Origin of the sequence: Pseudomonas khavaziana (assembly GCF_019145205.1) — a bacterium.
In the GTDB taxonomy this organism is placed as follows: Bacteria; Pseudomonadota; Gammaproteobacteria; order Pseudomonadales; family Pseudomonadaceae; genus Aquipseudomonas; species Aquipseudomonas khavaziana.
The window spans coordinates 358429-385104 of record NZ_JAHSTT010000004.1; the positions used below are offsets into that span (position 1 = coordinate 358429).

Annotated in this window: 23 protein-coding genes; 18 read left to right on the top strand and 5 right to left on the bottom strand. The window is 60.6% G+C overall.

Going from position 1 to position 26676, the window contains the following annotated elements:
* Window positions 1-40: 40 nt before the first annotated feature.
* On the bottom strand, window positions 41-643 hold the full coding sequence (locus KVH01_RS12780; RefSeq protein WP_043049804.1) for a glutathione S-transferase family protein: 603 nt from the start codon (window positions 641-643) through the stop codon (window positions 41-43).
* Window positions 644-950: 307 nt separating this feature from the next.
* Between KVH01_RS12780 and KVH01_RS12785 the strand changes: the two genes are divergently transcribed.
* Both KVH01_RS12785 and KVH01_RS12790 read left to right on the top strand, forming a co-directional pair.
* On the top strand, window positions 951-2297 hold the full coding sequence (locus KVH01_RS12785; RefSeq protein ID WP_043049805.1) for an NCS2 family permease: 1347 nt from the start codon (window positions 951-953) through the stop codon (window positions 2295-2297).
* A 65-nt stretch (window positions 2298-2362) separates the two neighbouring features.
* Window positions 2363-2989: a LysE family translocator gene (locus KVH01_RS12790; protein ID WP_043049806.1), complete on the top strand. Its 627-nt coding sequence runs from the start codon at window positions 2363-2365 to the stop codon at window positions 2987-2989.
* On the opposite strand, the gene KVH01_RS12795 is transcribed toward KVH01_RS12790, so the two are convergent.
* Together KVH01_RS12795 and uraH are read right to left on the bottom strand one after the other, a co-directional pair.
* Window positions 2979-8189: a dermonecrotic toxin domain-containing protein gene (locus tag KVH01_RS12795; RefSeq protein ID WP_217881700.1), complete on the bottom strand. Its 5211-nt coding sequence runs from the start codon at window positions 8187-8189 to the stop codon at window positions 2979-2981. The genes KVH01_RS12790 and KVH01_RS12795 overlap by 11 nt on opposite strands.
* A gap of 162 nt (window positions 8190-8351) precedes the next feature.
* Window positions 8352-8705, bottom strand: coding sequence for a hydroxyisourate hydrolase (gene uraH, locus KVH01_RS12800; protein ID WP_043049807.1), 354 nt, complete (start codon window positions 8703-8705; stop codon window positions 8352-8354).
* A 431-nt stretch (window positions 8706-9136) separates the two neighbouring features.
* On the opposite strand from uraH, the gene puuE reads away from it, so the two are divergent.
* The 7 genes from puuE to KVH01_RS12835 all read left to right on the top strand — a co-directional run bounded on the left by puuE (window position 9137) and on the right by KVH01_RS12835 (window position 16125).
* Window positions 9137-10063, top strand: a complete 927-nt coding sequence (gene puuE, locus KVH01_RS12805) for an allantoinase PuuE (RefSeq protein WP_217881701.1) — start codon at window positions 9137-9139, stop codon at window positions 10061-10063.
* Window positions 10060-10575 carry a 2-oxo-4-hydroxy-4-carboxy-5-ureidoimidazoline decarboxylase gene (gene uraD / locus KVH01_RS12810; RefSeq protein ID WP_217881702.1) on the top strand — a complete coding sequence of 172 codons (516 nt, stop codon included), beginning with the start codon at window positions 10060-10062 and terminating at the stop codon, window positions 10573-10575. Before puuE ends, uraD begins: the two co-directional genes overlap by 4 nt.
* 41 nt (window positions 10576-10616) lie before the next feature.
* On the top strand, window positions 10617-11612 hold the full coding sequence (alc, locus tag KVH01_RS12815) for an allantoicase (protein WP_217881703.1): 996 nt from the start codon (window positions 10617-10619) through the stop codon (window positions 11610-11612).
* 145 nt (window positions 11613-11757) lie between these two features.
* Entirely contained in the window at window positions 11758-12261 is a 504-nt protein-coding gene (locus tag KVH01_RS12820; protein ID WP_005789953.1) for an ureidoglycolate lyase, read from the top strand.
* A gap of 50 nt (window positions 12262-12311) precedes the next feature.
* On the top strand, window positions 12312-13595 hold the full coding sequence (locus tag KVH01_RS12825) for a urate hydroxylase PuuD (RefSeq protein ID WP_217881704.1): 1284 nt from the start codon (window positions 12312-12314) through the stop codon (window positions 13593-13595).
* 162 nt (window positions 13596-13757) lie between these two features.
* Window positions 13758-15107, top strand: coding sequence for a nucleobase:cation symporter-2 family protein (locus KVH01_RS12830; RefSeq protein WP_124412796.1), 1350 nt, complete (start codon window positions 13758-13760; stop codon window positions 15105-15107).
* 232 nt (window positions 15108-15339) lie between these two features.
* A complete protein-coding gene (locus KVH01_RS12835; protein WP_043049813.1) occupies window positions 15340-16125 on the top strand; it encodes an outer membrane protein OmpK in 786 nt (261 codons plus the stop codon).
* Between the two features lie 109 nt (window positions 16126-16234).
* On the opposite strand, the gene KVH01_RS12840 is transcribed toward KVH01_RS12835, so the two are convergent.
* On the bottom strand, window positions 16235-17383 hold the full coding sequence (locus KVH01_RS12840) for a patatin-like phospholipase family protein (RefSeq protein ID WP_217881705.1): 1149 nt from the start codon (window positions 17381-17383) through the stop codon (window positions 16235-16237).
* 30 nt (window positions 17384-17413) lie between these two features.
* A complete protein-coding gene (locus tag KVH01_RS12845) occupies window positions 17414-18349 on the bottom strand; it encodes a lipid A biosynthesis lauroyl acyltransferase (RefSeq protein ID WP_217881706.1) in 936 nt (311 codons plus the stop codon).
* 119 nt (window positions 18350-18468) lie between these two features.
* On the opposite strand from KVH01_RS12845, the gene minC reads away from it, so the two are divergent.
* From minC to KVH01_RS12885, 9 genes are all read left to right on the top strand, one after another.
* Window positions 18469-19206: a septum site-determining protein MinC gene (minC, locus tag KVH01_RS12850; RefSeq protein WP_034117002.1), complete on the top strand. Its 738-nt coding sequence runs from the start codon at window positions 18469-18471 to the stop codon at window positions 19204-19206.
* 200 nt (window positions 19207-19406) lie between these two features.
* Window positions 19407-20219, top strand: coding sequence for a septum site-determining protein MinD (gene minD, locus KVH01_RS12855; RefSeq protein WP_003175251.1), 813 nt, complete (start codon window positions 19407-19409; stop codon window positions 20217-20219).
* 3 nt (window positions 20220-20222) lie between these two features.
* On the top strand, window positions 20223-20477 hold the full coding sequence (gene minE / locus KVH01_RS12860; RefSeq protein ID WP_003175252.1) for a cell division topological specificity factor MinE: 255 nt from the start codon (window positions 20223-20225) through the stop codon (window positions 20475-20477).
* 202 nt (window positions 20478-20679) lie between these two features.
* The gene (locus KVH01_RS12865) at window positions 20680-21315 is read left to right on the top strand and encodes an RluA family pseudouridine synthase (RefSeq protein ID WP_005789965.1); all 636 of its coding nucleotides are present in this window, start codon (window positions 20680-20682) and stop codon (window positions 21313-21315) included.
* A gap of 168 nt (window positions 21316-21483) precedes the next feature.
* Window positions 21484-21786, top strand: coding sequence for a transposase (locus KVH01_RS30570; protein WP_060549947.1), 303 nt, complete (start codon window positions 21484-21486; stop codon window positions 21784-21786).
* Between the two features lie 8 nt (window positions 21787-21794).
* A complete protein-coding gene (locus KVH01_RS12870) occupies window positions 21795-22619 on the top strand; it encodes an IS3 family transposase (protein WP_404822012.1) in 825 nt (274 codons plus the stop codon).
* Window positions 22620-22732: 113 nt separating this feature from the next.
* Entirely contained in the window at window positions 22733-24022 is a 1290-nt protein-coding gene (locus KVH01_RS12875; RefSeq protein ID WP_124401416.1) for a M18 family aminopeptidase, read from the top strand.
* Between the two features lie 228 nt (window positions 24023-24250).
* Entirely contained in the window at window positions 24251-24427 is a 177-nt protein-coding gene (locus tag KVH01_RS12880; protein ID WP_164484829.1) for a hypothetical protein, read from the top strand.
* A 72-nt stretch (window positions 24428-24499) separates the two neighbouring features.
* Complete coding sequence (locus KVH01_RS12885) at window positions 24500-26665, top strand: mechanosensitive ion channel family protein (protein WP_043049817.1); 2166 nt, start codon at window positions 24500-24502, stop codon at window positions 26663-26665.
* The last annotated feature ends 11 nt before the right edge of the window (window positions 26666-26676 follow it).

The following is a 26676-nucleotide window of genomic DNA, read 5'->3' on the forward strand; positions in this document are numbered from 1 at the left end:
GTGGGAGGGGGCAAGCCCCCTCCCACCTTTGCGCCTGTGTTTAATCCACCATGGTCACATGCTTCGGATGCCTGGCCACTCGCTGCAACCACGCCTGCACCGCCGGGTAAGGCGCCAGGTCGAAGCCCCCTTCATGGGCCACATGGGTGTAGGCATACAGCGCAATATCGGCAATCGAATACTGCTCACCCACCAAGTACGGCGTGGCTTGCAGCTGGCGTTCCATGACCCTCAAGGCCTTGTAACCGCCCTTGTGGGTGGTCTTGTATTCCTCAAGGCGATCTTCCGGCATGTTCAGGTAGAACTGGATAAACCGCGCCACCGCAATATATGGCTCATGGCTGTACTGCTCGAAAAACTGCCACTGCAATACCTGGGTGCGCAGACGCGGTTCGGACGGCAGGAACTCACTGCCATCGGCGAGAAAGTTAAGAATCGCATTGGACTCCCACAGGCAGGTACCGTCTTCCAGCTCCAGTACCGGGATCTTGCCGTTGGGGTTCTTGGCCAGGAATTCAGCGGTCTCGGTGTCGCCGTTGAGGATGTCGACATCGATCCATTGATACGGGATGCCCAGCAGATTGAGCATCAGTTTGACTTTGTAGCAGTTGCCCGACTTGTAATCGCCATAAACCTTGTACATGGGGCTCCCCTTATGCCGCTTGTGCGCTCTGACCGAATGCTTGCGCCGATAAGGTGCGGGTGTCGAGGAGTTGTTTCAAGGCGAGCGGCAGAATAATTACCCAGCACGTCCTGGAAAATCGCCTTTCATCTCCTTTCGTCCAGACAATCGAAAACATTATTTGCTTTATTTGTATACAAAAGCATAATTCGCTTCGTGCGAGTTCCTGACCTTTTGGTCAACAAACCCGCCAGTACCTCAAAGTGCTGTTGCCCACTCATGTGACCGGCGCTGGAAATAACAATAAAACGATTGAGGAGTACTCGCTGTGGATAGCCGTAAAACCGAAGCCCCTACATTGGACCTCGCCGCGCCGCAAGGTGGCTGGCTGGAGCGCCTGTTCAAACTGCGCTTGCATGGCACCACAGTGAAGACCGAGCTGATCGCCGGCCTCACCACCTTCATCACCATGGCCTACATCATATTCGTCAACCCCAACATCATGGCTGACGCCGGTATCGATCACGGCGCGGCGTTTGTCGCCACGTGCATCGCCGCCGCCCTGGGCTGCCTGTTGATGGGCCTGTACGCCAACTGGCCGGTGGGCCTGGCGCCGGGCATGGGCTTGAACGCCTTTTTCACTTACACCGTGGTCGGCACCATGGGCTACACCTGGGAAACCGCCCTAGGCGCGGTATTTGTCTCGGGTGTGCTGTTCATGATTCTGACGCTGTCACGCATTCGCGAATGGCTGCTCAATAGCATCCCGGTCAGCCTGCGCCATGCCATGGGCGCAGGCGTCGGCTTGTTCCTCGGGGTGATCGGCCTGAAAACCGCAGGCATCATCGTCGACAGCCCGGCCACCTTGATCAAGCTCGGTTCCCTGCACGAACCGGCACCGCTGCTGGCGGCGGTGTGTTTCCTGCTGATTGCCATCCTCAGTTATCACCGTGTATTCGGCGCGATCCTGATCAGCATCATTGCCGTAACCCTCGCGGGCTGGGGCCTGGGCCTGGTGCATTACAACGGCATTGCCTCCATCCCACCGAGCCTGGCACCGACCTGGATGGCCATGGATGTGATGGGTGTGTTCAATGTGAGCATGATCAGCGTGGTATTTGCCTTTCTTTTTGTACACATGTTTGACACTGCCGGTACACTGATGGGCGTTGCCCAACGTGCCGGACTGGTGAAGGCCGACGGCAAGATCGACAACCTGTCTCGCGCATTGAAGGCCGACAGTGCTTCCAGCGTGTTCGGCGCCATGGTGGGTGTACCACCCGTGACCAGTTATGTAGAAAGCGCCGCAGGCGTGGCGGCCGGTGGTCGCACCGGCTTGACTGCCGTGACCGTGGGCGTGCTGTTCGTGGCGGCGATGTTTTTCGCCCCATTGGCAGGCATGATTCCCGCTTACGCCACTGCGGGCGCGTTGATTTATGTGGCAATGTTGATGATGGCGAGCATGGCCCATATCAACTGGGATGAAGCCACCGACAGCATCCCGGCGATCGTCACCGCGATCATGATGCCGCTGACGTTCTCGGTCGCCGATGGGATCGCCCTGGGCTTTATCACTTATGTGGCGCTCAAGGCCGGCACCGGCAAATACCGGGAGATTTCCGTCAGCCTGTGGGTGCTCTGCGCGATTTTTATCGCCAAGTTCATCTTCCTGTAGTCCGGGAATGGCTGAAAAACCGCCTCACCTTCGGGTGGGGCTTTTGCATGAAGGGAGGAATGTAGATGAACCTGGAAACCTGGCTGCTGTTCAGCGGCGCTGCATTGGTCGTGATCCTGATCCCCGGCCCGCTGTCGCTGCTGATGATCAGCAACAGCCTCAACTACGGCCTGCGCCGTTCGTACCCGGCGTTTCTGGGCGGCGTGTTTGCTTCGATCTGCCTGCTGAGCGCTTCGGCTTTGGGCCTGGGTGCGCTACTGCTGGCCTCGGAGCAACTGTTCAGCGCCCTGAAGGTCGTGGGTGCGCTGTACCTGGCCTACCTCGCCTGGCAGAGCTGGCAGCAATCGCGTCAACCAAGCCACGCCACCGAAGTCCCGCAGGCCCAGGCGACGCCGCGCTTTCGCAGCCTGTTTGGCCGGGCTTTTGTGCTGGGCGCCAGCAACCCCAAGGACATCTTGTTCTTCGCAGCCTTCCTGCCACAATTTCTCAGCAGCCAACAGGCGTTCCTGCCGCAGTTGCTGGTCATGATCGCCACCTGGACCGTGCTCGACCTGTTGTGCAAACTGGCCTACGGCCTGGGTGCCCATGGCGCTGCGCGGTATTTGCGCAGCGGTTCGGGGCAAAGCTGGTTCAACCGGATCAGTGCTGCACTGTTTGGCGGCGCGGCGGCCACCGCATTGCTCAAGGGGTGAGCGCGGCGACCTTGGCAAAAAACACACTGGGCGGCTCGGCATACCGAGCCGACCATTGGACGCCCGCCACCAGCCTGACCAGCCGCCCCTCGTTCAGGGCGATTTTCATGGCCGCGAACTCCGCCGAGAACGGCGTGGCCGAGATGAATCGCTGGCGAAACCACGTATCGGAGAGCTGCGGCGCCACCCGTGAGCGCAGGACGACCGTGCGATTGTCGGCCCAGCGCGTCAGCACGAAATAAACCCTGTCGGTCTCCGGATGCGTACAGAAGAAATCGATTGAGGCCGGCCCGCCATGGCGCCTGTCGATGGGACTGACGACAAAGCCATTCTGCTCAAGAACCTGCCTGACCGCGCCTTGTGCCGCTTGCGAGCGCCGCGCATTACGGCCTCTGCCCATACTCCTGAGCAATGCGGTATCGAGCCTGAAGGGAGGCGCGAAATCTACGCGCATGAACCCGGGTGAAGCCCCATCGACCCCTATATTGATACTGGCCGCACCGGGGACGCCCGCGGGCCGGAGTATCTTCAACAAATCGACCATATGCCCCGTAGTGCCCGGCGCCAGCCAATGGTCGAGGCTGGCGCGGATATTGAGTAAATGCGTGGCCGTAATCGAAGTCCCGCTGTCCGCCAGCTCAACCAGGCGCTCGCCCAAAAAAAGCCGGCTGCCCTCCGTCAGCATGGGAAAGGCTCTGCCCACTGTCACGCTCAAGGGTTCGTTGAACAGGGGTTGATGCGGCGTCCATAAACCATCGGTACCCAGGGTGGTCGGCACCGGCTGTTCGGCAGAGTTGCTGCCCAACCAACGCTCCATATACCCATAGGCCCTGAAGGAAAGATCGTGGTTTCTCATGATGAAAACGATACTGCGGGACGACACCCCAGAGCCCTGGGGCAACAGCCGGAAATAGTTGCCGCCTAACTGCAGCACCTCGTATCCCGGGTAACCTGACATCGCGGGCACTTGGTAAATCCGGCGCGGGGGCGCTACCTCGTTCAGCGCGAAATCCGGCTGGAAACCCCAACTTTGCCAGGTGGTGTCGGCTATCGGCGAAGCCCGCAGAGCCGCCTCCGTGAGGGCCCGCGAGGGCGGTGCCCACTCACCGGCGCTCCGGGCCGGAGCCCAAGGTTGGAATACCGCGGAACTCGGCCCCGCTACCGGCGCATCGGCCTGCAGCAGCCACTCACGAGGGTGCTCGATGTGCAGCACCAGTTCGTCCGAGCCTTGCGCAGAAGGCGTTTTCAAGCGCAGGTCCGCTTCATTCCGGCGTTGATACACCGAATAAATCTCGTCACCATCGGCCAGCAACTGTTGACCATTTTTCACATACCGTCCCTTGTCTTGGGGCCACTTCAACTCGACAGCATCTTCCAACCCGCCTGAATACTTGAAGCGTCCCAGCAGGCTGAGCGGTCTGCCAGGCGAGACGTTCAGGCCGGCGAGCGCACCGCTGGCGAAACCATGATGGCGATGCAAGTGCGACAGGGCGACCCGCGCAACCCTGGCCCCCTTGGGCGCGGGGCCAAACGACAACAGTACGTCAACGAACGCCAGCAGGGTCAGGAACGCCACATCCACGGCGTCGTGGGCATCGCGGCTGAAATGATAACGCCGCGCCGCAAGCAGCATTTCGTACAGGCTGATACCCACGCCCAGCACCGGGACAAAGGACAGCAGCCCGCGGATGCTCGCAGCATGCTGCTCACCCAGACGTTGCTCGCGATACGCCTGCAACGCCAGGGAAGAGTTGGACTGGGCCTGGGTACGACGCTGCACCTCGAACATCCGTGCATGGGCCAGCAGCGCCCTGGCATTGCCCTGGGAGGTGGTCACCGTGGCCAGCCAACCTTCGGGCACCAGCGCAATCTGCTCGTTGATTTGCGCCGCCACACTGTCCGGGTCAACCGCCGGCACCTTATGCCGCACCGCGAAGAAACCGACGATCAGCCCAATAAGACGGGCCACCGACGGCACGTCAATACGGTGTACAAACAGCTTGCGCGGTGCTACCTGCGGGTCTTCGCCGGGGTAGCTGTCGACCGCCTGGGTCTCCCAGCCGGGCGCCACCTGGCGCGCCAACACCTTGCGATTCAGGGGCAAGGCACCGTCCTTGTTCAAGGCTTGCTCGGCCAGCGCCACACTGGCGTACTCGGCGATGGGCGGGCTTTCCAACGCTGCGGGCCAATAGACGATGCACAGTCCGGAAAGCCTGTCCTGCATCACCAGCATTGCGGCGACATGGCGATCATGCTCCAGAGTGTGGCCCACCAGACGCACCAACCCCAATTGCACATCCAGCCCGTCACCTCTCAGATCACTGGCCACCTGCGCCTCCATGACGCGGCTGAACAGCCGTTGCGCCTGCTCGCTCAAGCCCTGCCGGACCGCGCTGTATACCTGCATCTGAGCCCTTTGTTGCAGAGCCCGATAGACCAGCGCCTGGGATAAGCCCTGGGACGGTATCCGGGTCGATGCCGGCGGGTAAAACGCGCGCTGGATCAGCTTGTCGTATTCCCCACCCAGATCCAGGGAGGCGAGCGTCTTGATCAGGTAACGCACACTCAGTCGTTTTTTCAGATCCGGGTCGAGCCAGCGTGCACGGTTCAAGCGCCAGCGGGTCCATGGGGCTTTGGGATCCAGGTTATGCAGCGCCAATTGCAGCAGGCTGAAGGTCGTGCGCTGCTGGCTGACAGTGATTTTCACATCGCGATCCCCCACCGCGCATTGGCTCGACCAGCTACACAACTGGGAACTCACATCATCTGGCACATCGAGCAGGGGTTTATCGATATCCAATGGCGGGTACAAACCGTCTTTGCTCAAGCGGGCGATCAGCGCCTGGCGGGCAAAGGATTCGAGGTCGGGCAACTCCAGCCACAGCTTGCGTTCCACCGCCCAGGCACTGGCCAGGTAGCGGCGGCACAGGCCCTTGTAGTGCTGGCGTTGGGCGCTGGTCGCCGTGGCCAGCCAGGCCGGCAGTTTCTTCGCCTGGATGGCGGCCGTCTGCAACAGGTTGAGATTGGCCATGGCCAGGGTCCGTGCATCATTGGCCGGCACCTGCAGGCCGTCGAACAATTCCTGGGCCAATAACTGCCGGCTCAGTTCCCGGTCACTCACCTGGTTGAACAGCCGGTGCCCCTGATCAATCAGCTTGTTCATCTCGATGTGATGTTGCACCTGCTTGATGAACAGGTCTTTGAGCAAGGCGCGTTCGATCATTGCATAGCTCACCACCAGGGGCGTATCGGTGGGCACCGCGCTGATCGCAATGCGCGCCTGCGTGCGCTGGTGCCGCCCGATACAGCGCCACAGCATCGAGCCATCGCGGCTTTTCAGGCTGGCTTCAAGCGCCTTGGCAAACGCACTCAGGGAGTCAAACGCCACCAGCCCTCCGTAATGTCCGGCCACATATAACAACACCGGGTGCGGGGCGTCAGGGTTGGCCTGGGCCGCGTTGCAAGTCACCAGCACCGCGCCCAGCAGTGGGTACAAGGCATCACCGCCCACCGCCACTTGCAGCACGCAGGTATCGGTGGCCCGCTGCCCAGGCCGCCAGGCTTTACTCAGCGCTGTTTCGAGATGTGCCAAGTGGGCGTCGCTGAGCAGGCTCAGGCGGTGTTGCATCTGCGCCTCGTACAGCAAAGCCTGCAGCTGTGCCGAGCCCAGCAAGGAGCCACGATTGCGCGAACCCTCGGGTTGCTCCTGCCAATACTCTTTTTCAAACACACGGTCCAGCGGCCCCCACGCCCATTTGCGCGCAGTCTCTACATGTGTCTGCCACTGGCGTTCGAGGCTGAGAAAATCCTGGTAGGCCACGCTGTCCTTGCCCACATCCGTCGCGTCGAGCAAGCCCATCAGGCCTTTTTCGTAACGCTTGAGCTGCGCTTCGCGGGTTTTCAACGCAAGTTCCGGCGCCAGGTGCCCAGCCACGATCTCGTCGCTGCGGCGCTGCCGATCCCACTCCAGCAAGATCTCCAGGGTGTGTCCCAAGCGCGGGAAAGTGACCAGGCGCCGACGTCCTTTCTCGATAAACTTGAGAAAGCGCCGCACATCGGGAGCCGCTGACGCGCTCGCGCCCTGAAGGCCTACCGCCGCGTGGTTGATCGACAAGGCACACGCCAGTTCGTTATCCCATTGCCCGTCCAGCGCCTCGCCGGCACTGACCAACAGCGCGTCACCGCGCAACACGCCGCCACGCTGTGGTACGAACGGCATGGGTATAACGCTGGGTGCCTCACACAGTTCATGCCAGCGGCGCAACGGCAGGCACTGCCACAACATGCGGCTCAGCGGGCCATTGACCAGTATCGGCAGATCACACACCAATTGGTGCCAGGAAGCGAATTCGTAGAACTGGCGAAACAGGCCAGGCAGATACACCACGTGGGGCGAATCCCCCTCACCGCCCTCGCGATAGACATGCAAGGCACCCGGAACCGACACGCTACGCTGGTTGGTGGCAGGCCACATGACCTTGCTCGCCTGAACGTTCGCCCATTCGCCGCCGGCCCGCTGGCGCTGGTCGGCTTCGGGTATTTCCAGCAACTTGCGCAGCATGTCATAGCCGCTGTCAGACAGGTGGTACGCGCGATAGGCCAGCCAAGCGTTTGCGGCAAACAAGGAGGTACGCAATTGCACCCAGCGCTCGCGACGGGTCAACCACGAACCATGGGCCAGCTGCTGCCAATACTCACGGGCCGCCTGTTCGATGCGGCCGAGCAAGGCCAAGCCCTTGACCCGCAACAGGGCATCCCAAGCCGTATAAGGCAAGGTACGGGCCGGATCATCCTTGATACTCAGCGCGGTGAAGTGGTTGATATTGACCGGTACATAGGGCTGGATCAGCAAGGCCAGTGCGCGTTCGGTCAGGCTGTCGACCTTCTGGGGCGGGGCCGGTGGCCGCGGTTCGGTGAACAGCACTGTGTCCGGGTCCAGGCCAAATGCCTCATGCAGCGCGTTGCGCACGACTCCCAGCACTCTGGGCGCACGGCCAAGCAAGCCACTGAGGACCTTGGCCGCTTCGCTGGCGCTGGCCTGCGCTTGGTGGAGCCGATTGATTTCCAGGCTGGGCTGCATGACCGCGTTGAGCCGACGGGTCAGCAGCGTGCGCATCGCCTCGTCACGGTCTGCTGATGTAGTGTGCGGGTCGTCGAAGTCGAGCTTGTCGGCCCAGGTGGAGGTGGTGTCAGTGCTCATGGCGGGCTTTCCCGTACAGAAAAAGCCGAGCCTAGGCACCCCGGCTATCCAGGGTGCGTTACATAGTTGGGCGCCCCACCCACAGGCCGCAGGCAAAAAAAAGCCCGCAGTGCGTGCGGGCGAAACCAACGAAGAGCATTGGGGGTAAAGCGCGGTGACGACTCAGCTACCGCGGTAGGTGGAGTAGCTGTAAGGCGAAATCAGCAGGGGCACATGGTAATGATCCTGTTCAGCGCTGATGCCAAAGCGCAGCACCACCACATCGAGAAACGCAGGCTGGGGCAGCTGTACACCACGGGCGCGGTAATAGTCGCCGGCACTGAATTGCAACTGGTAGACACCGCTGCGGTAGTCGTCACCTTGCAGCAGTGGCGCATCGCAACGGCCGTCGCTGTTGGTCATGGCACTGGCAACCAGCTCCAGCTGCGCGCCTTCGACGCGGTACAGCTCAACCTTGATCGCGCTGCCGGGGCAGCCATGTGCGGCGTCCAAAACGTGTGTGGTCAAACGTCCCATGGCGTCTACACGCCTCCCGAAGTCAGTAGAAGAGAAATCCGCACTTTTTCAGGGCAGTGAAAAAGCCGGCGATGGGTGATTAAGACATTTTCAACTAAAATTGTACACAATAAATTCAGCCTACTCATCGCGTCTTTTGACCTGCCCCCCTGTAGGAGCGAGCTTGCTCGCGAAAATCGCCAACGATACCGCGGGTCTTCAGGAGAAACGCGGTGACTTTAAGTTCTTCGCGAGCAAGCTCGCTCCTACAGTTCTATGCACCTACGCAGACAGCGCAGTTATTTTGCTTAAATTGACCAGTCAGGCAGGTTTCTTGCAACCCTTGTAAACCGACCGTTCAGAAAAAATGCAGAAATGCACACTTACAAAGTGGCGAATAAGTTGTATACAATCACTCATCGCCACCTCGACGAACAAGAAGGAAGACTGCAGTGAGCGCTGACTACCCACGCGACCTGATCGGTTACGGCAGTAACCCTCCTCACCCCCACTGGCCGGGCAAGGCACGCATCGCGCTATCGTTCGTACTCAACTACGAAGAAGGCGGCGAGCGCAATATCCTGCATGGTGACAAAGAGTCCGAAGCCTTCCTCTCGGAAATGGTCTCGGCCCAGCCGCTGCAAGGCGAGCGCAACATGAGCATGGAATCGCTGTACGAATACGGCAGCCGTGCCGGCGTATGGCGCATCCTGAAGCTATTCAAAGAATTCGATATCCCGCTGACCATCTTCGCCGTAGCCATGGCCGCCCAGCGCCACCCGGACGTGATCCGCGCGATGGTGGCTGCCGGTCACGAAATCTGCAGCCACGGCTACCGCTGGATCGACTACCAGTACATGGACGAGGCCCAGGAGCGCGAGCACATGCTCGAAGCCATCCGCATCCTCACCGAACTCACCGGCGAACGCCCACTGGGCTGGTACACCGGGCGCACCGGCCCCAACACGCGCCGGCTGGTGATGGAGGAAGGCGGCTTCCTGTATGACTGCGACACCTATGACGACGACCTGCCCTACTGGGAACCCAACACCCCCAGCGGCAAGCCGCACCTGGTGATCCCCTACACCCTGGACACCAACGACATGCGCTTTACCCAGGTGCAGGGTTTCAACAAGGGCGATGATTTTTTCGAGTACCTCAAAGACGCGTTTGACGTGCTGTATGCCGAAGGCGCCGAGGCACCGAAGATGCTGTCCATCGGTTTGCATTGCCGCCTGATTGGCCGCCCGGCACGCCTGGCCTCCTTGAAGCGTTTTATTGAATACGCCAAGAGTCACGAACAGGTGTGGTTCACCCGGCGTGTCGACATTGCCCGCCATTGGCAGCAAACCCACCCCTGCACGGGAGCGGCGAAATGACTGCATTCCAGACCTTGAAACCTTCGACCTTGAGCCGTGACGCTTTCGTCCAGGCCTTTGCCGATATCTACGAACACTCGCCATGGGTGGCCGAAAAGGCCTTCGACCTGGGCCAGGATGCCTCGATCGACCAGATCGAAACCCTGCACCAGCGCATGAGCGACATCCTGTTGAGTGCTGATCACACCCGCCAGTTGGCATTGATCAACGCTCACCCGGACCTGGCCGGTAAAGCCGCCGTCCAGGGCCAACTCACCCAAGCCAGCACCGATGAGCAAGCTGGCGCGGGGATTCACCAATGCACGGCCGAAGAGTTTTCTCGCTTCACCGAGCTGAACGACGCCTACAAGGCCAAGTTCAAGTTTCCCTTCATCATGGCGGTAAAAGGCAGCAACCGGCACCAGATCCTCGCCGCGTTCGAAACGCGCATCCATAACTCCACGGATACAGAGTTCAAGTGCGCGCTGGACGAGATCAATAAGATCGCGTTGTTCCGTTTATTGACCCTCTAAACGACCATCCCCAGCCACTCTATCTAAGGCAGACAAGAAGAATGAAAGCGCAACCCGTACCTTTCGAGAAGTTCGTCAACCTGGCCGACGCCCGCCTGGGCACCAAGATCATCTCGGTGACCGATGACTGGTTCGCCGACGCCAACCGCCTGTTCCAGCCGACCCCGGCCGTATGGAAGGAGGGCGTTTTCGATGACAACGGCAAGTGGATGGACGGCTGGGAGTCACGCCGCAAGCGCTTCGAAGGCTACGACAGCGCAGTGATCCGCCTGGGCGTGCCCGGCTCGATCAAGGGCGTGGACATCGACACTTCATTCTTCACCGGCAACTTCCCGCCGTCGGCCTCCCTGGAAGCCTGCTTCCTGGCCTCGGGCGAGCCGGACGCCAACACCCAGTGGGTGGAAGTGCTGTCGGCGGTAGAGCTGCAAGGCAACAGCCACCACTACCACGAAATCAATAACGACCAGGCGTTCAGCCATCTGCGCTTCAACATCTACCCGGATGGCGGCGTCGCCCGTCTGCGTGTGTACGGCGTGCCGTTCCGCGACTGGTCTTCGGTGGGCGACAACGAACAGGTCGACCTGGCTGCCGCGCTCAATGGCGGGCGTGCCCTGGCCTGCTCCGACGAGCACTTCGGGCGCATGAGCAACATCCTCAACCCGGGCCGTGGCATCAACATGGGCGACGGCTGGGAAACCGCGCGTCGTCGTACACCTGGCAATGACTGGGTGATCGTCGCCCTCGGCCACCCGGGCGAGATCGAGAAGATCATCGTCGACACCCTGCACTTCAAGGGCAACTACCCGGACACCTGCTCGATCCAGGGCGCGTTCGTCAAAGGCGGCACTGACAGCCAGATCGAAACCCAATCGCTGTTCTGGCGCGAACTGTTGCCGGCGCAGAAACTGGAAATGCACGCCGAACACACCTTCGCCGAGCAGATCAAGGCACTGGGGCCGATTACCCACATCCGCTTGAACGTGTTCCCGGATGGCGGTGTGAGTCGCCTGCGTGTCCTGGGCAAAGTGTCGAAGTAATGCTGAGCCTGTAGGAGCGAGCTTGCTCGCGAAGATCGTCAACGATAACGCGCCCATTCTGGATATACGCGGTGTCCTTGAGTTTTTCGCGAGCAAGCTCGCTCCTACAAAGATCCAATAACAATTCAAGATTAAGAAGACAGCCATGCGCACACTGATGATCGAACCTTTGACCAAAGAAGCCTTCGCCCCCTTCGGAGACGTTATCGAAACCGACGGCAGCGATCACTTCATGATCAACAACGGGTCGACCATGCGCTTTCACAAGTTGGCTACGGTCGAAACAGCACAGCCTGAAGACCACGCCATCATCAGCATCTTCCGCGCCGATGCGCAGGACATGCCGCTGACCGTGTGCATGCTGGAAAGACACCCGCTGGGCAGCCAGGCTTTTATTCCGCTGCTCGGCAACCCCTTTCTGATCGTGGTCGCGCCACTTGGCGATGCACCTGTATCAGGCTTGGTCCGCGCCTTCGTCACCAACGGCAGGCAGGGCATCAATTACCATCGCGGCGTCTGGCACCACCCGGTGCTGACGATCGAAAAGCGGGATGACTTCCTGGTGGTTGATCGCAGTGGCACAGGCAATAACTGCGATGAGCATTTTTTCAAAGAGGATGAGCGGTTGATCCTCGCCCCCCACCAATAAGAGAAGGCCGGATCACCCGACAACAGGGTGACAGGCGAGAGGTAAAGACTGTGGAAGCACATTTGATGGAATGGCTGAACCTGAGCGTGCGCTGGGTTCACATGATCACTGGCGTCGCCTGGATCGGCGCTTCGTTCTACTTTGTCTGGCTGGAAAACAACCTCAATCGCGTCAATCCCAAGAGCGGCCTGGCCGGTGACTTGTGGGCGATCCACGGTGGCGGTATCTACCACCTGGAAAAATACAAACTGGCCCCGCCGACCATGCCGGACAACCTGCACTGGTTCAAATGGGAAGCCTATTTCACCTGGATGTCGGGCGTCGCGCTGCTGTGCGTGGTGTTCTACTGGAACCCGACGCTGTACCTGCTCGCCCCCGGCAGCAGCCTCAGCGGCACCGAAGGCGTGTTGCTGGGCATCGGCTCGTTGTTCGCCGGCTGGTTCATCTACTCCTTCCTCTGCGACTCGGCCCTGGGCAAGCGCCCTGCCCTGCTCGGCTTGATCCTGTTCGTGCTGTTGATTGCGGCGGCCTACGGCTTCAGCAAGGTGTTCAGCGGCCGCGGTGCCTACCTGCACGTGGGCGCGGTGATCGGCACGATCATGGTGGGCAACGTGTTCCGCATCATCATGCCGGCCCAGCGCGCGCTGGTGGCGGCCATCGCCGAGAACCGCACGCCGGATCCGGCGCTGCCGGCCAAGGGCCTGCTGCGTTCGCGGCACAACAACTACTTCACCTTGCCGGTGCTGTTCATCATGATCAGCAACCACTTCCCGAGCACCTATGGCAGCCAATACAACTGGCTGATCCTGGCTGGGATCGCCGTGGCGGCCGTGTTGGTACGCCACTACTTCAACACCCGGCACAACAGCCAGAAGTATGCGTGGACCTTGCCGGTAGGCGCGTTGGCGATGATCAGCCTGGCGTACGTGACCGGGCCCAAGCCGGCTCCGGAAGTGACCAAGGCACCTGCGGCGATCGAGTATCAGCCGCTGCCGGAAACGGCATTGGGCGGTGGTTTGAAACCCGCAGCACCTGCCGCGCCTGTCGCTGAACCGGCACCGGCCCAGGCCACCACCGACTTCGGCCAAGTGCACCACGTGATCGAGCAACGCTGCACGGTGTGCCACTCGGCCAAGCCGACCAGCCCGTTGTTCAGCACCGCGCCGGCTGGGGTGATGTTCGACACGCCGGCACAGATCCAGCAGCAGGCAGCGCGCATCCAAGCGCAGGCCGTCGCCAGCCAGATCATGCCGTTAGGCAACATTACCCAGATGACCCAGCAGGAAAGAGACCTGATCGGCACCTGGATCAACCAAGGAGCCCGCACCAACTAACTGATTCACCTAGCTTCAATGTGGGAGGGGGCTTGCTCCCGATAGCAGTGTGTCATTCAAGGCATCAGTGACTGAACCACCGCCATCGGGAGCAAGCCCCCTCCCACACTCAGGCAATTGAATGCCAAACAACACAAAAATAAAAAAGATCCGAGGTGTTGCATGACCGAGTTAGTCGAACCGCAGATTCCTGCCGCGCCCGCCATGGTGCGGCTGCCCCTCTTGCAACTGATTCTGGTAGGCCTGCAACACGTCTTGTTGATGTACGGCGGCGCCGTCGCCGTGCCCCTGATCATCGGCCAGGCCGCGGGCTTGAGCCGTGAAGAAATCGCGTTCCTGATCAACGCCGACCTGCTGGTAGCCGGGATCGCTACCATGGTGCAATCGTTCGGCATCGGCCCTGTGGGCATCCGCATGCCGGTGATGATGGGCGCCAGTTTTGCCGCCGTCGGCAGCATGGTCGCCATGGCAGGCATGCCCGGTATCGGCTTGCAGGGCATCTTCGGCGCAACCATCGCCGCCGGGTTCTTCGGCATGCTCATCGCGCCGTTCATGTCCAAGGTCGTACGCTTTTTCCCGCCGCTGGTGACCGGTACCGTGATCACCGCCATCGGCCTCTCGCTGTTTCCCGTGGCCGTGAACTGGGCCGGGGGTGGCAGTGCCGCCGCCACGTTCGGCTCACCGATCTATCTGGCGATTGCCGCTTTGGTATTGGCCACCATCCTGCTGATCAACCGTTTCATGCGCGGCTTCTGGGTCAACATCTCGGTGTTGATCGGCATGGCGCTGGGCTACGGCTTGTGCGGCCTGCTCGGCATGGTCGACCTCAGCGGCCTGGCCCTGGCACCGTGGGTGCAGGTGGTAACGCCGCTGCACTTTGGCATGCCCAGGTTCGAGTTGGCGCCGATCCTGTCGATGTGTCTGGTGGTGGTGATCATCTTTGTCGAGTCCACCGGTATGTTCCTCGCCCTGGGCAAGATCACCGATCAGGAGGTCACACCGAAGATGCTGCGTCGCGGCTTGCTGTGTGATGCCGGCGCGTCGTTCTTTGCCGGTTTCTTCAACACCTTTACCCATTCCTCCTTCGCGCAGAATATCGGCCTGGTACAGATGACAGGCGTGCGCTGCCGCTCGGTCACCATCATGGCCGGCGCATTTTTGATTGTGCTGAGCCTGCTGCCCAAGGCGGCCTACCTGGTGGCATCGATTCCACCCGCGGTACTCGGCGGCGCGGCGATTGCCATGTTCGGCATGGTGGCGGCGACCGGGATCAAGATCCTGCAGGAAGCCGACATTGCTGATCGCCGTAACCAGTTGCTGGTAGCGGTAAGCATCGGCATGGGCCTGATCCCCGTGGTACGCCCGGAGTTCTTCGCGCAATTGCCGCTATGGATGAGCCCGATTACCCATAGTGGCATCGCTATGGCCACCCTCAGCGCGTTGTCGCTGAACATACTGTTCAACATCCTGGGCGGCGCTGAGCGCGTTGCCGTTGAGCACGTCCACACCTGAAGCATGCTCCATTGTCGTCCTGCGCGCGCTGTAACGGCGCACTTGAGCCCAGACGTAGGAGCCAGTATTCTCCGCGCCCGCTTGAATCGACGGTTTTTAACCGCCTTGGCGCGGCTTTTGCTGTAAGCATAAAAGCTGACCAATCAGATGATTTTTTCAGCGAATCCAAAGGCGCCACATCAGAGCGCCAGATTAAAAAAACATAAAAAAACTTTAACTCGGGAGCAACCGAATGAAACCTATGTTCAAGGGCCTGGTGCTGGCAGGATCCCTGCTGGCCGCCGGCCAAGCCGGAGCCGGCGACTTGTTGCAGTGGCAGAACAACAGCCTGACTTACCTGTGGGGCAAGAGCTTTACCGTCAACCCGCAGATCCAGCAAACCGTCACCTTCGAACATGCTGACGCATGGAAGTATGGCGACAACTTCTTCTTCCTCGACCGCATCTTTTACAACGGCAAGGAAGACGGCAATGTCGGCCCCAATACTTACTACGGCGAGTTCAGCCCACGATTGTCATTCGGCAAGATTTTCGACAAGGACCTGTCGTTCGGCCCGATCAAGGATGTGTTGCTGGCCTTCACCTACGAGTTCGGCGAAGGCGATAACGAGTCCTACTTGCTCGGTCCTGCCATCGACTTGAACATTCCTGGCTTCGACTACTTCCAGCTGAACTTCTACCAGCGCCAGACCGAAGGCAACCGCCCGGGTGACGGTGTCTGGCAGATCACCCCGGTGTGGTCGTACACCATTCCAGTGGGCAACTCCGACGTATTGATCGACGGATTCATGGACTGGGTGGTGGACAACGACAAGAACGCCCGTGGTACTTATCACGCCAACCTGCACTTCAACCCGCAGGTCAAATACGACCTGGGCAAGGCGCTGCATTGGGGCGACAAGCAGTTGTATGTGGGTTTTGAATACGACTACTGGAAGAACAAGTACGGGATTGAAGACAGCGGCGCGTTCAAGACAACCCAGGACACGGCGAGCTTCCTGGTCAAGTACCACTTCTGATTGAACACCGCAGGTCAAATGTGGGAGGGGGCTTGCTCCCGATGGCGGCGATTCAATCACAGATACTTTGAATGACACACCGCTATCGGGAGCAAGCCCCCTCCCACATTTAGCTCTGCGTCAGGCCGAGGAATCGCGACAACTCCTCACGCTTGGCCAGCGCATCCTTGCGCCCCAACTCGATCAACTCGCTGCAATACCCCGCCTCGAACAATAAATAACTCAATACCCCCGCCCCACTGGTCTTGGTCGCCCCCGGCCCACGCAGGAACAGGCGCAACGCCGCCGGCAATTCCTGGCGATGCCGCGCAGCGATCTCGTCGATCGGCTGGCTGGGCGCAATCACCAGCACTTCCACCGGCGCCGGGCCCTGTACCGCTGCATCAGCAGGCACGACGCGGCTGAACTGGTTCAAACGCTCCAGCAGTTCGATATCGCTTTCCAGGCTGTCGATGAAGGTGCTGTTGAGCATATGCCCGCCAATTTGCGCCAGGGTCGGTTCCTGGCCGGTGTAGGTGCGTTGCATCGAAGGTTCATTGCCCCGTGGGTTGCCGCTCACGCCGACCACCAATACGCGGCTGGCGCCCAGGTGCAGGGCCGGGCTGATCGGCGCCGACTGGCGCACCGCGCCATCGCCGAAGTACTCCTGATCGAGCTTGACCGGCGCAAACAACAGCGGAATCGCCGAACTCGCCAGCAGGTGCTCCACCGTCAGTTGGGTGGGCACGCCGATCCGTCGATGGCGCAACCACGCATCGATGGTGCCGCCACCCTGATAGAAGGTCACCGCCTGCCCGGATTCATAACCGAAGGCCGTGACCGCCACCGCCTGCAAATGCTTGCAACGAATGGCTTCGTCGATGCCGTCGAGGTTCAGGCGTTCTTGCAACAATTGGCGCAGCGGCGAGCTGTTGAGCAGCGCCACTGGCACCTGGGCGCCCAGGCCCAGCAGGCTGTGGATGAGGAAACGACTGGCCTGGCGTATCACCCCCGGCCAGTCGCTGCGCAGCACTTGGTGACTGCGAAAGCCCTGCCAGAACGCCGTCAATCGTTGAATAGCCGCACGGAAATCGGTGGCCCCGCTGGCCAGGCTCACCGCATTGATCGCACCAGCCGACGTGCCGACAATCACCGGAAAAGGATTCGGCGCCCCTGGCGGCAGCAACTCGGCAATCGCCGCCAATACCCCCACCTGATACGCCGCTCGCGCCCCGCCGCCGGAAAGAATCAAGCCTGTGACCGGTTCAACTGGGCGCATTGCGTCACTCCATGTGGGAAAAGCCAGCGCTTATCGGCGGCGTTTTTCGTACAACTTCGGCTCGCCCGCCGGCCGGCTCTTGAAGCGGCGGTGGGTCCACAGGTATTGCTCGGGGCATTCGCGTACCGAGGCTTCGACCCATTGGTTGATGCGCAGGCAGTCGATTTCGTCGGTTTCGCCGGGGAAGTCGGTCAACGGCGGATGGATCACCAAGCGGTAACCGCTGCCATCGGCCAGGCGTTCCTGGGTGAATGGCACGACCAGCGCCTTGCCCAGGCGTGCGAATTTGCTGGTAGCGGTGACAGTGGCGGCCTGGATGCCGAACAGCGGTACGAAGATACTTTGTTTCGCGCCGTAGTCCTGGTCCGGTGCGTACCAGATGGCGCGGCCGGCCCGCAGCAGCTTGAGCATGCCGCGCACGTCGTCGCGCTCCACGGCCAGGGAATCGAGGTTGTGGCGTTCGCGGCCACGGCGCTGGATAAAGTCGAACAGCAGGTTGCCGTGCTCGCGGTACATGCCATCGATGGTGTGTTTCTGCCCCAGCAGCGCCGCGCCGATTTCCAGGGTGGTGAAGTGCAAGGCCATCAGGATCACGCCCTTGCCTTCCAAATGCGCCTGCTTGAGATGCTCCAACCCTTCGACATGGGCCAGGCGCGCCAGGCGCGGCTTGGGCCACCACCAGCTCATGGCCATCTCAAAGAAGGCGATGCCGGTGGAGGCGAAATTTTCCTTGAGCAGGCGTTTGCGCTCCTTGGCGGACTTTTCCGGGAAGCACAGCTCAAGGTTGCGCGCCGCGATACGGCGGCGATCGCCGGCCACGCGATACATGCCCGCGCCCAGCAGGCGACCAATGGTCAACAGCGCCCGGTACGGTAACTGGGTGACCAGCCACAGCAGGCCGAGCCCCAGCCACAGCAGCCAAAAACGCGGGTGAAGAAATACAGCTCGAAAACGCGGGCGATCCATTACAGATTCCGGTAAAGACAAGGGCCGCGCATTCTACAACGGTTCGACTCGGCTTGCGGCGGGTGAGTGTTCTCGTTATAAGTCTCGACACTTTTCGTGACAAGCCGCTTTCGCCGACCATGAGCCAAACCGAACCGCTAGACCAAGATCCCGTGTTCCAGCTGAAAGGCAGCATGCTCGCCATTACCGTGCTGGAACTGGCCCGCAATGACCTCGACGCCCTGGACCGCCAACTGGCCGCCAAGGTCGCCCTGGCGCCGAACTTCTTCAACAACGCCCCGCTGGTGCTGGCCCTGGACAAACTTCCGGCCGGCCAAGGGGCGATTGATTTGCCCGGGCTGATGCGCGTATGCCGCTCCCATGGCCTGCGTACCCTGGCGATTCGCGCCAGCCGTATCGAAGACATTGCCGCGGCCATCGCCATTGAACTGCCAGTACTGCCACCGTCCGGCGCGCGCGAGCGCCCGCTCGAACCATTGGTCGGTGAAGAAAAGAAAAAACCGGAAAAACCACCCGAACCTGCGATCAAGCCGACAAAGATCATCACCTCGCCCGTACGCGGCGGGCAGCAGATTTACGCCCAGGGTGGCGACCTCGTGGTGATCTCCTCGGTCAGCCCGGGGGCGGAACTTCTTGCCGATGGCAACATCCATGTATACGGCCCGATGCGCGGACGCGCCCTTGCCGGCATCAAGGGTGATACCAAGGCCCGGATTTTTTGCCAGCAGTTGACCGCTGAGCTAGTGTCCATCGCAGGCCAGTACAAGGTTTCAGAAGATTTGCGCCGCGATCCGCTGTGGGGGGCTTCGGTGCAGGTCAACCTGTCGGGCGATGTGTTGAACATCATCCGTCTTTAACGGATACTGCCGCATTTTCCAAGCATCTCTAGACTCTGATAGCAAAGCGAAACCGGCAAGACTTGTGTAGGACTATTTGGAAGTTGGTGTTTCCCGGTGGAAACTCCTTCTTTTTCCTGCAAAGGCTGTCCGCCTGCAGCGAGTTCCAAGAGATGTTTTTCAGGGACTGAAAAGTCCTTTTTCCTTAGGGGTGAAACACCTTGGCCAAGATTCTCGTGGTTACATCCGGCAAGGGTGGTGTGGGTAAGACCACCACCAGCGCCGCTATCGGTACCGGCCTCGCTCTGCGCGGCCACAAGACAGTCATCGTCGACTTCGACGTCGGTTTGCGTAACCTCGACCTGATCATGGGCTGCGAACGCCGCGTGGTGTATGACTTCGTCAACGTGGTGAACGGCGAAGCCAACCTGCAACAGGCCCTGATCAAGGACAAGCGCCTTGAAAACCTGTACGTGCTGGCCGCCAGCCAGACCCGTGACAAGGACGCGCTGACCAAAGAAGGCGTGGGCAAGGTCCTCGCCGAGCTGAAAGAAACCTTCGAATACGTGGTATGCGATTCCCCGGCGGGTATCGAGACCGGTGCTCACCTGGCGATGTACTTCGCCGATGAAGCCATCGTGGTGACCAACCCGGAAGTCTCCTCGGTCCGTGACTCGGACCGCATGCTGGGCCTCCTGGCCAGCAAGTCCAAGCGCGCCGAAGAAGGCCAGGACCCGATCAAGGAACACCTGCTGCTCACCCGCTACAACCCTGAGCGCGTCAGCAATGGCGAAATGCTCGGCGTTGAAGACGTGAAGGAAATCCTCGCCGTGACCCTGCTGGGCGTGATCCCGGAATCCCAGGCCGTGCTTAAGGCATCCAACCAGGGCGTGCCAGTGATCCTCGACGATCAGAGCGACGCCGGCCAGGCGTACAGCGATGCCGTGGATCGCTTGCTGGGCAAGACCGTGGAACACCGCTTCCTCGATGTCAAGAAGAAGGGATTCTTCGAGCGTATCTTTGGAGGCAACTAAACAATGAAATTTCTCGACTTCTTTCGCGCCAACAAAAAGCCAAGTACCGCGTCGGTAGCGAAAGAGCGTCTACAGATCATCGTGGCGCACGAACGCGGCCAACGCAGCACGCCGGACTACCTGCCAGCCTTGCAGAAGGAACTGGTGGAGGTGATCCGCAAGTACGTCAATATCGGTAACGATGACGTGCATGTCGCCCTGGAAAATGACGGCAGTTGCTCGATTCTGGAACTCAATATCACCCTGCCCGATCGTTGATCGAAAGGGCGGTCGCCACGGCGGCTCTGCTACCTGGCCCCTGTACTGCTGTAGGAGCGAGCTTGCTCGCGAAAAACTCAACGGCACCGCGTTCATTCAGGTGAAACGCGGTGTTCTCAGGTTCTTCGCGAGCAAGCTCGCTCCTACAGGGTGAGGGGGCAGTCAGTGGAGCCGCCGTTGGCGTTTGTTACGAGGCTGTTTAATGCCGCTGTCCAATATCCATATCCTGCATCAGGACGACGCTGTCCTGGTGGTGAACAAGCCGACCCTGCTGCTTTCAGTACCAGGTCGCGCCGATGACAACAAGGATTGCCTGATTACCCGCCTGCAGGAAAACGGTTACCCCGAAGCCCGTATCGTCCACCGGCTTGACTGGGAAACCTCGGGGATCATCCTGCTGGCCCGGGATGCCGACACCCACCGCGAACTGTCACGCCAGTTTCACGACCGCGAAACAGAAAAAGCCTACACCGCCCTGGCCTGGGGCCAGCCGGAACTGGACAGCGGCAGCATCGACCTGCCCCTGCGCTACGACCCGCCGACCAAGCCACGGCATGTGGTGGACCACGAGTTCGGCAAGCACGCCCTGACCTTCTGGAAAGTGCTGGAGCGTTGTGGCGACTGGTGCCGGGTAGAGCTGACGCCAATCACCGGGCGCTCGCACCAGTTGCGTGTGCATATGCTCTCCATCGGGCATCCGTTGCTGGGTGATGGCTTGTATGCCCATGAACAAGCGTTGGCTGCCTGGCCGCGGCTGTGCCTGCATGCAAGCATGTTGAGCTTCACCCATCCACAAAGCGGCGAGCGCTTGCGCTTCGAGTGCCCTGCCCCCTTTTAAGCTGCGAACACGGGTAAATGTGGGAGGGGGCTTGCCCCCGATGGCGGAGTGTCAGTCACTGTATGTGCTCACTGACACACCGCAATCGGGAGCAAGCTGAACTGGCCTAATGATTTTGGACACTTCAATCGGGCGCTATGATAGCGCCCAAATATGAGGTGTTTGGATATGCGTAAATCTTATTCGAGTGAGTTCAAGCTCAAGGCTGCCAGCATGGTGCTGGATGAAGGCCAGCCGGTTACTGAGGTCTGTGCCAGCCTGGATATCGGCCCCACAGCCCTACGCCGCTGGATCGATCAAGTGCAAAAAGAACGCTTGGGCTCGACTCCGGTAGGGGCCAAGGCGATTACCGCTGATCAACGAGAAATCCAGAGGCTCAAAGCTCTGCTTAGAGAGAAAGACCTGGATATCGAAATCCTAAAAAAGGCCAGTGCTCTCCTGCTTTTGGACGCCAAAGATCATTCACGCTGATCGATGAGCTGGACGAGCAGTACGGCGTTAAAAGGTGTTGTCGGGTGTTTGGGATCAACCGCAGTAGCTTCTACGCCTGGCGCCAGCGCAAAGGCAGAGCAAATCCCGAACGGGACAAGCTCAAAGCCGCGCTGGTCAGGCACCACAAGGCGTCCAGAGAGTCGGCCGGCGCACGTACTTTGTCCAAGGAGCTACAAGCCAAAGGGCATCGTATCGGACGTTACATGGCTCGCAGTTTGATGCGTGAAGCTGGCATCGCTAGTCGTCAGCGCAGGCGCCATAAGTACAAGTCGCCGGGCGTGGAGGCCTTGGTAGCGCCGCACATGCTCAAGCGGAAATTTGACGTGACGGCGGTTAATCAGGTGTGGTGTGGCGACGTGACTTACATCAAGGTCGGCAAGCGGTGGATGTACTTCGCAGCCATTTTGGATCTGTACGCTCGCAGGATCGTAGGCTGGTCGTTCTCGATGATTTCCGATGCCAACCTGACCTGCGAAGCACTAGGCATGGCAGTGGAGCTACGTGGCCATCCTCAGGATGTGTTGTTTCATTCTGACCAAGGTTGTCAGTACACCAGTCATAAATTCAGAAATTTGCTGCTGAAACATGGATTTAGGCAAAGCATGAGTCGTAAAGGCGAGTGCTGGGACAACGCTCCAATGGAGCGTTTCTTTGGCAGTTTGAAGTCGGAGTGGGTGCCTGAAGCGGGTTACAAACTCGAACATGAGGCCCGAGCAGACGTGCAGCGCTATGTCTCGCGCTACAACATCAGCAGACCTCATAGCTACAACGACTACCGGTCGCCGGTCTCGAAGGAAAGGTTGGCGGCGTGAACCTTAATCAGTGTCCAAGATTACTTGACCAGTTCAAGCCCCCTCCCACATTTGTTCTGTGCACTTCTGGCCATCGAACGGTAAACTCCGCGCATTGCTGTCTGGAGCTATTTATGCGCGAAGCGTTGAATCAAGGCCTGATCGACTTCCTCAAGGCCTCCCCTACTCCTTTTCATGCCACTGCCGCCCTCGCCCAGCGCCTGGAAGCGGCCGGTTACCAGCGACTCGACGAGCGCGACACCTGGGCCACCGAGGCCAACGGTCGCTATTACGTGACACGCAACGACTCCTCGATCATCGCCTTCAAGCTCGGCCGTCACTCGCCGCTGCAGGGCGGCATCCGCCTGGTCGGCGCCCACACCGACAGCCCATGCCTGCGGGTCAAGCCCCAGCCTGAGCTGCAACGCCAGGGTTTCTGGCAGTTAGGGGTGGAAGTCTACGGCGGCGCGCTGCTGGCACCGTGGTTCGACCGCGACCTGTCCCTGGCCGGCCGCGTCACCTTCCGCCGTGACGGCAAGGTCGAAAGCCAGCTGATCGACTTCAAGCTGCCCATCGCGATCATTCCCAACCTGGCCATTCACCTCAACCGTGAAGCCAATCAAGGCTGGGCGATCAATGCCCAGACCGAGCTGCCGCCAATCCTCGCGCAATTTGCCGGCGACGAACGCGTGGACTTCCGCGCCGTACTCACCGAGCAACTGGCCCGCGAACACGGGTTGAACGCCGATGTGGTGCTCGACTACGAGCTGAGCTTCTACGACACCCAAAGTGCCGCAATCATCGGCCTCAATGGCGACTTCATCGCCGGTGCGCGCCTGGACAACCTGCTGTCGTGCTACGCCGGCCTGCAAGCCTTGCTGACCAGCGAGACCGACGAAACCTGCGTGCTGGTGTGCAACGACCACGAAGAAGTCGGCTCCTGCTCGGCCTGCGGCGCCGATGGCCCGATGCTGGAACAGACCCTGCGCCGCCTGCTGCCCGAAGGTGATGAGTTCGTACGCACCATTCAGAAATCCCTGCTGGTATCGGCCGACAATGCCCACGGCGTGCACCCCAACTACGCCGAGAAGCACGACGCCAACCACGGCCCGAAACTCAACGCCGGCCCGGTGATCAAGGTCAACAGCAACCAGCGCTACGCCACCAACAGCGAAACCGCCGGGTTCTTCCGCCACTTGTGCATGGCCGAGGAAGTGCCGGTGCAGAGTTTTGTAGTACGCAGCGACATGGGTTGCGGCTCGACGATCGGGCCTATTACCGCCAGCCACCTGGGCGTGCGTACCGTGGATATCGGCTTGCCGACCTTTGCCATGCACTCCATTCGTGAACTGTGCGGCAGCCATGATTTGGCGCACCTGGTGAAGGTGCTGGGTGCGTTTTATGCGAGTCGCGACCTGCCCTGATTTGATCGGCGAAATGTGATCGAATGTGGGAGGGGGCTTGCTCCCGATAGCAGTGGGTCAGCCAATAGATTCAGTGACTGACGCTCCGCCATCGGGAGCAAGTCGAATCGTCGCACCGCCCCTCCCACATTGGGTTCTGTGTACTGCCAAACTGACTTGCATCATCTGCACTTCCCGCAATCCGGCCTAGACTTGTCAAAACTCCCAGTCTGACAAGGCCGCCCCTCCATGATCTCAATGTCCTCCTTCCACGCCATGCTGATCCCCATCGTGATCGGCATGATCATGCTCGCGGTCGGTTTCAACTTTCGCGACAAGCCCCTCGGCGTGTTCGGCATGTGGATCGGCATGCTGTTGATCCTGGGTACCGTGGTGTACAAGATTCTCGCCAAACTGGCGGAATGATAAATGCGCTCGCATTGGGCATAGCGGCCTCGTACACTCGGTCAATTCGTCGTTTTCAAGGTTGACCGCCTCGTGTTCTCCCGTCTGTTTGCCCTGCCCTGCTATCTGCTGATCGCCCTGCTCACCCTGCTGCCGCTCACGTCCGCCCAAGCCGTAGGCTTGCCCGGCATGCTGGGCGGCTCCAGCAAGACCCAACCCCAGGCCGAAGTGCCGCTGGGCCAGTCGCTGGACGAGGTGATCAAGACCCTGGAGAACGACCAGCAGCGCACCCAATTGCTCAGCGACCTGAAGAAGCTGCGCGCCGCCACGCAAAAGGCCCAGCCCGCCGCCGAACAAGGCGTGCTCGGGTTGATCGGCAGCACGCTGTCGGGCTTTGAGCAGCAGTTTTCCGGCGCCGACAGCCCGCTGGGGCGCTGGTCGAATGAGGTCGACCTGGCCAAGGATGAACTGGGCGCGCTGATGCTGCCGGCCAGCGAGTGGCTGCCGATCATCTTCGGCTTTGCCGTGATCCTGGCGGTGTGGAGCCTACTGGCCGCCGCGTTGATCTGGCTCAGCCACCGGGTACGCGAGCGCTTCGGCCTGCCCGAGGAGTTACCGCAACACCCGCGCACCTGGGACATGCTGCGCTTTGCCCTGCGCAAGCTCGGGCCCTGGCTGATCGCCCTGGTGATCACGGTTTACCTGAGCTACGCCCTGCCCTCATCCCTGGGTAAATCCCTGGCGATGGTGCTGGCCTATGCCTTGGTGATCGGCACCTGTTTCTCGGCGATCTGCGTGATTGCCTTCTCCGTGCTCGACGGCCCGCACCGCCACCGCGCCCTGTATATCCTGCGCCACCAGGCATTTCGTCCGTTGTGGTGGATCGGCAGTTTTGCCGCCTTCGGTGAAGCCCTGAGCGACCCGCGCCTGGTCGAGGCGCTCGGCCAACACCTGGCCCACACCGCCGCAACCGTGGCCAATGTAATGGCGGCGCTGTCCACCGGCGTATTTATTCTGCGTTTTCGCCGGCCGATCGCGCACCTGATCCGCAACCAGCCGCTGTCGCGCCGCCTGACCCGTCGCGCGCTCACCGACACCCTGTCGATCATCGGCACCTTCTGGTACATCCCGGCCTTGCTGTTGGTGGGGATATCACTGTTCGCCACCTTCCTGTCCGCCGGCGACACCAGCACCGCCCTTCGCCAGTCGCTGCTGTGCACGGTGCTGCTGGTGTTGTGCATGGTGATCAACGGCCTGGTGCGCCGCCACGCCCTCAAGCCGCAACGCGGGCACAAGCGCCATGCGCTGTACTCCGAGCGCCTCAAAGGCTTTGTCTACACCCTGGTGCATCTGGTGGTGTGGCTGGTGTTTATCGAGCTGGGGCTGCGGGTGTGGGGCCTGTCGATGATTCGCTTTACCGAAGGTGACGGCCATGAAATAGCCGTGAAGCTGTTCGGCCTCGCTGGCACCTTGCTGTTTGCCTGGCTGATCTGGATCCTCAGCGACACCGCGATCCACCACGCCCTGACCCGCTCACGCAAAGGGCTGGCCAACGCGCGTGCGCAAACCATGATGCCGCTGATCCGCAACGTGCTGTTCGTGACCATCTTTATCATCGCCGCCATCGTGGCGCTGGCGAACATGGGCATGAACGTCACGCCACTGCTGGCCGGTGCGGGCGTGATCGGTATCGCCATCGGCTTCGGTGCGCAGTCGCTGGTAGCCGACTTGATCACCGGCCTGTTCATCATCATCGAAGACTCCCTGGCCATCGACGACTACGTGGATGTCGGCGGCCACCTCGGCACGGTGGAAGGCCTGACCATCCGCACCGTGCGCCTGCGCGATATCGACGGCATCGTGCACACCATCCCGTTCAGCGAAATCAAGAGCATCAAGAACTACTCCCGGGAGTTCGGCTACGCGATCTTCCGGGTGGCGATCCCCTACAACATGGAAATCGACGACGCGATCAAGCTGATGCGCGATGTCGGGCATGCCATGCGCAACGACCCGCTGCAACGCCGTAATATCTGGTCGCCGCTGGAAATCCAGGGTGTGGAAAGCTTCGAGTCCGGCAGCGCGATCCTGCGCGCCCGCTTCAAGACCGCACCGATCAAGCAGTGGGAAGTGTCGCGGGCATTCAACCTGTCGCTCAAGCGCCACCTGGATGAAGCCGGGCTCGACCTGGCGACACCGCGCTTGAGTGTGCAGGTGGTCACCGCCGGCACGGTGCAGGAGAAAGAACCAGAACAATAAAGAAGGAGAGG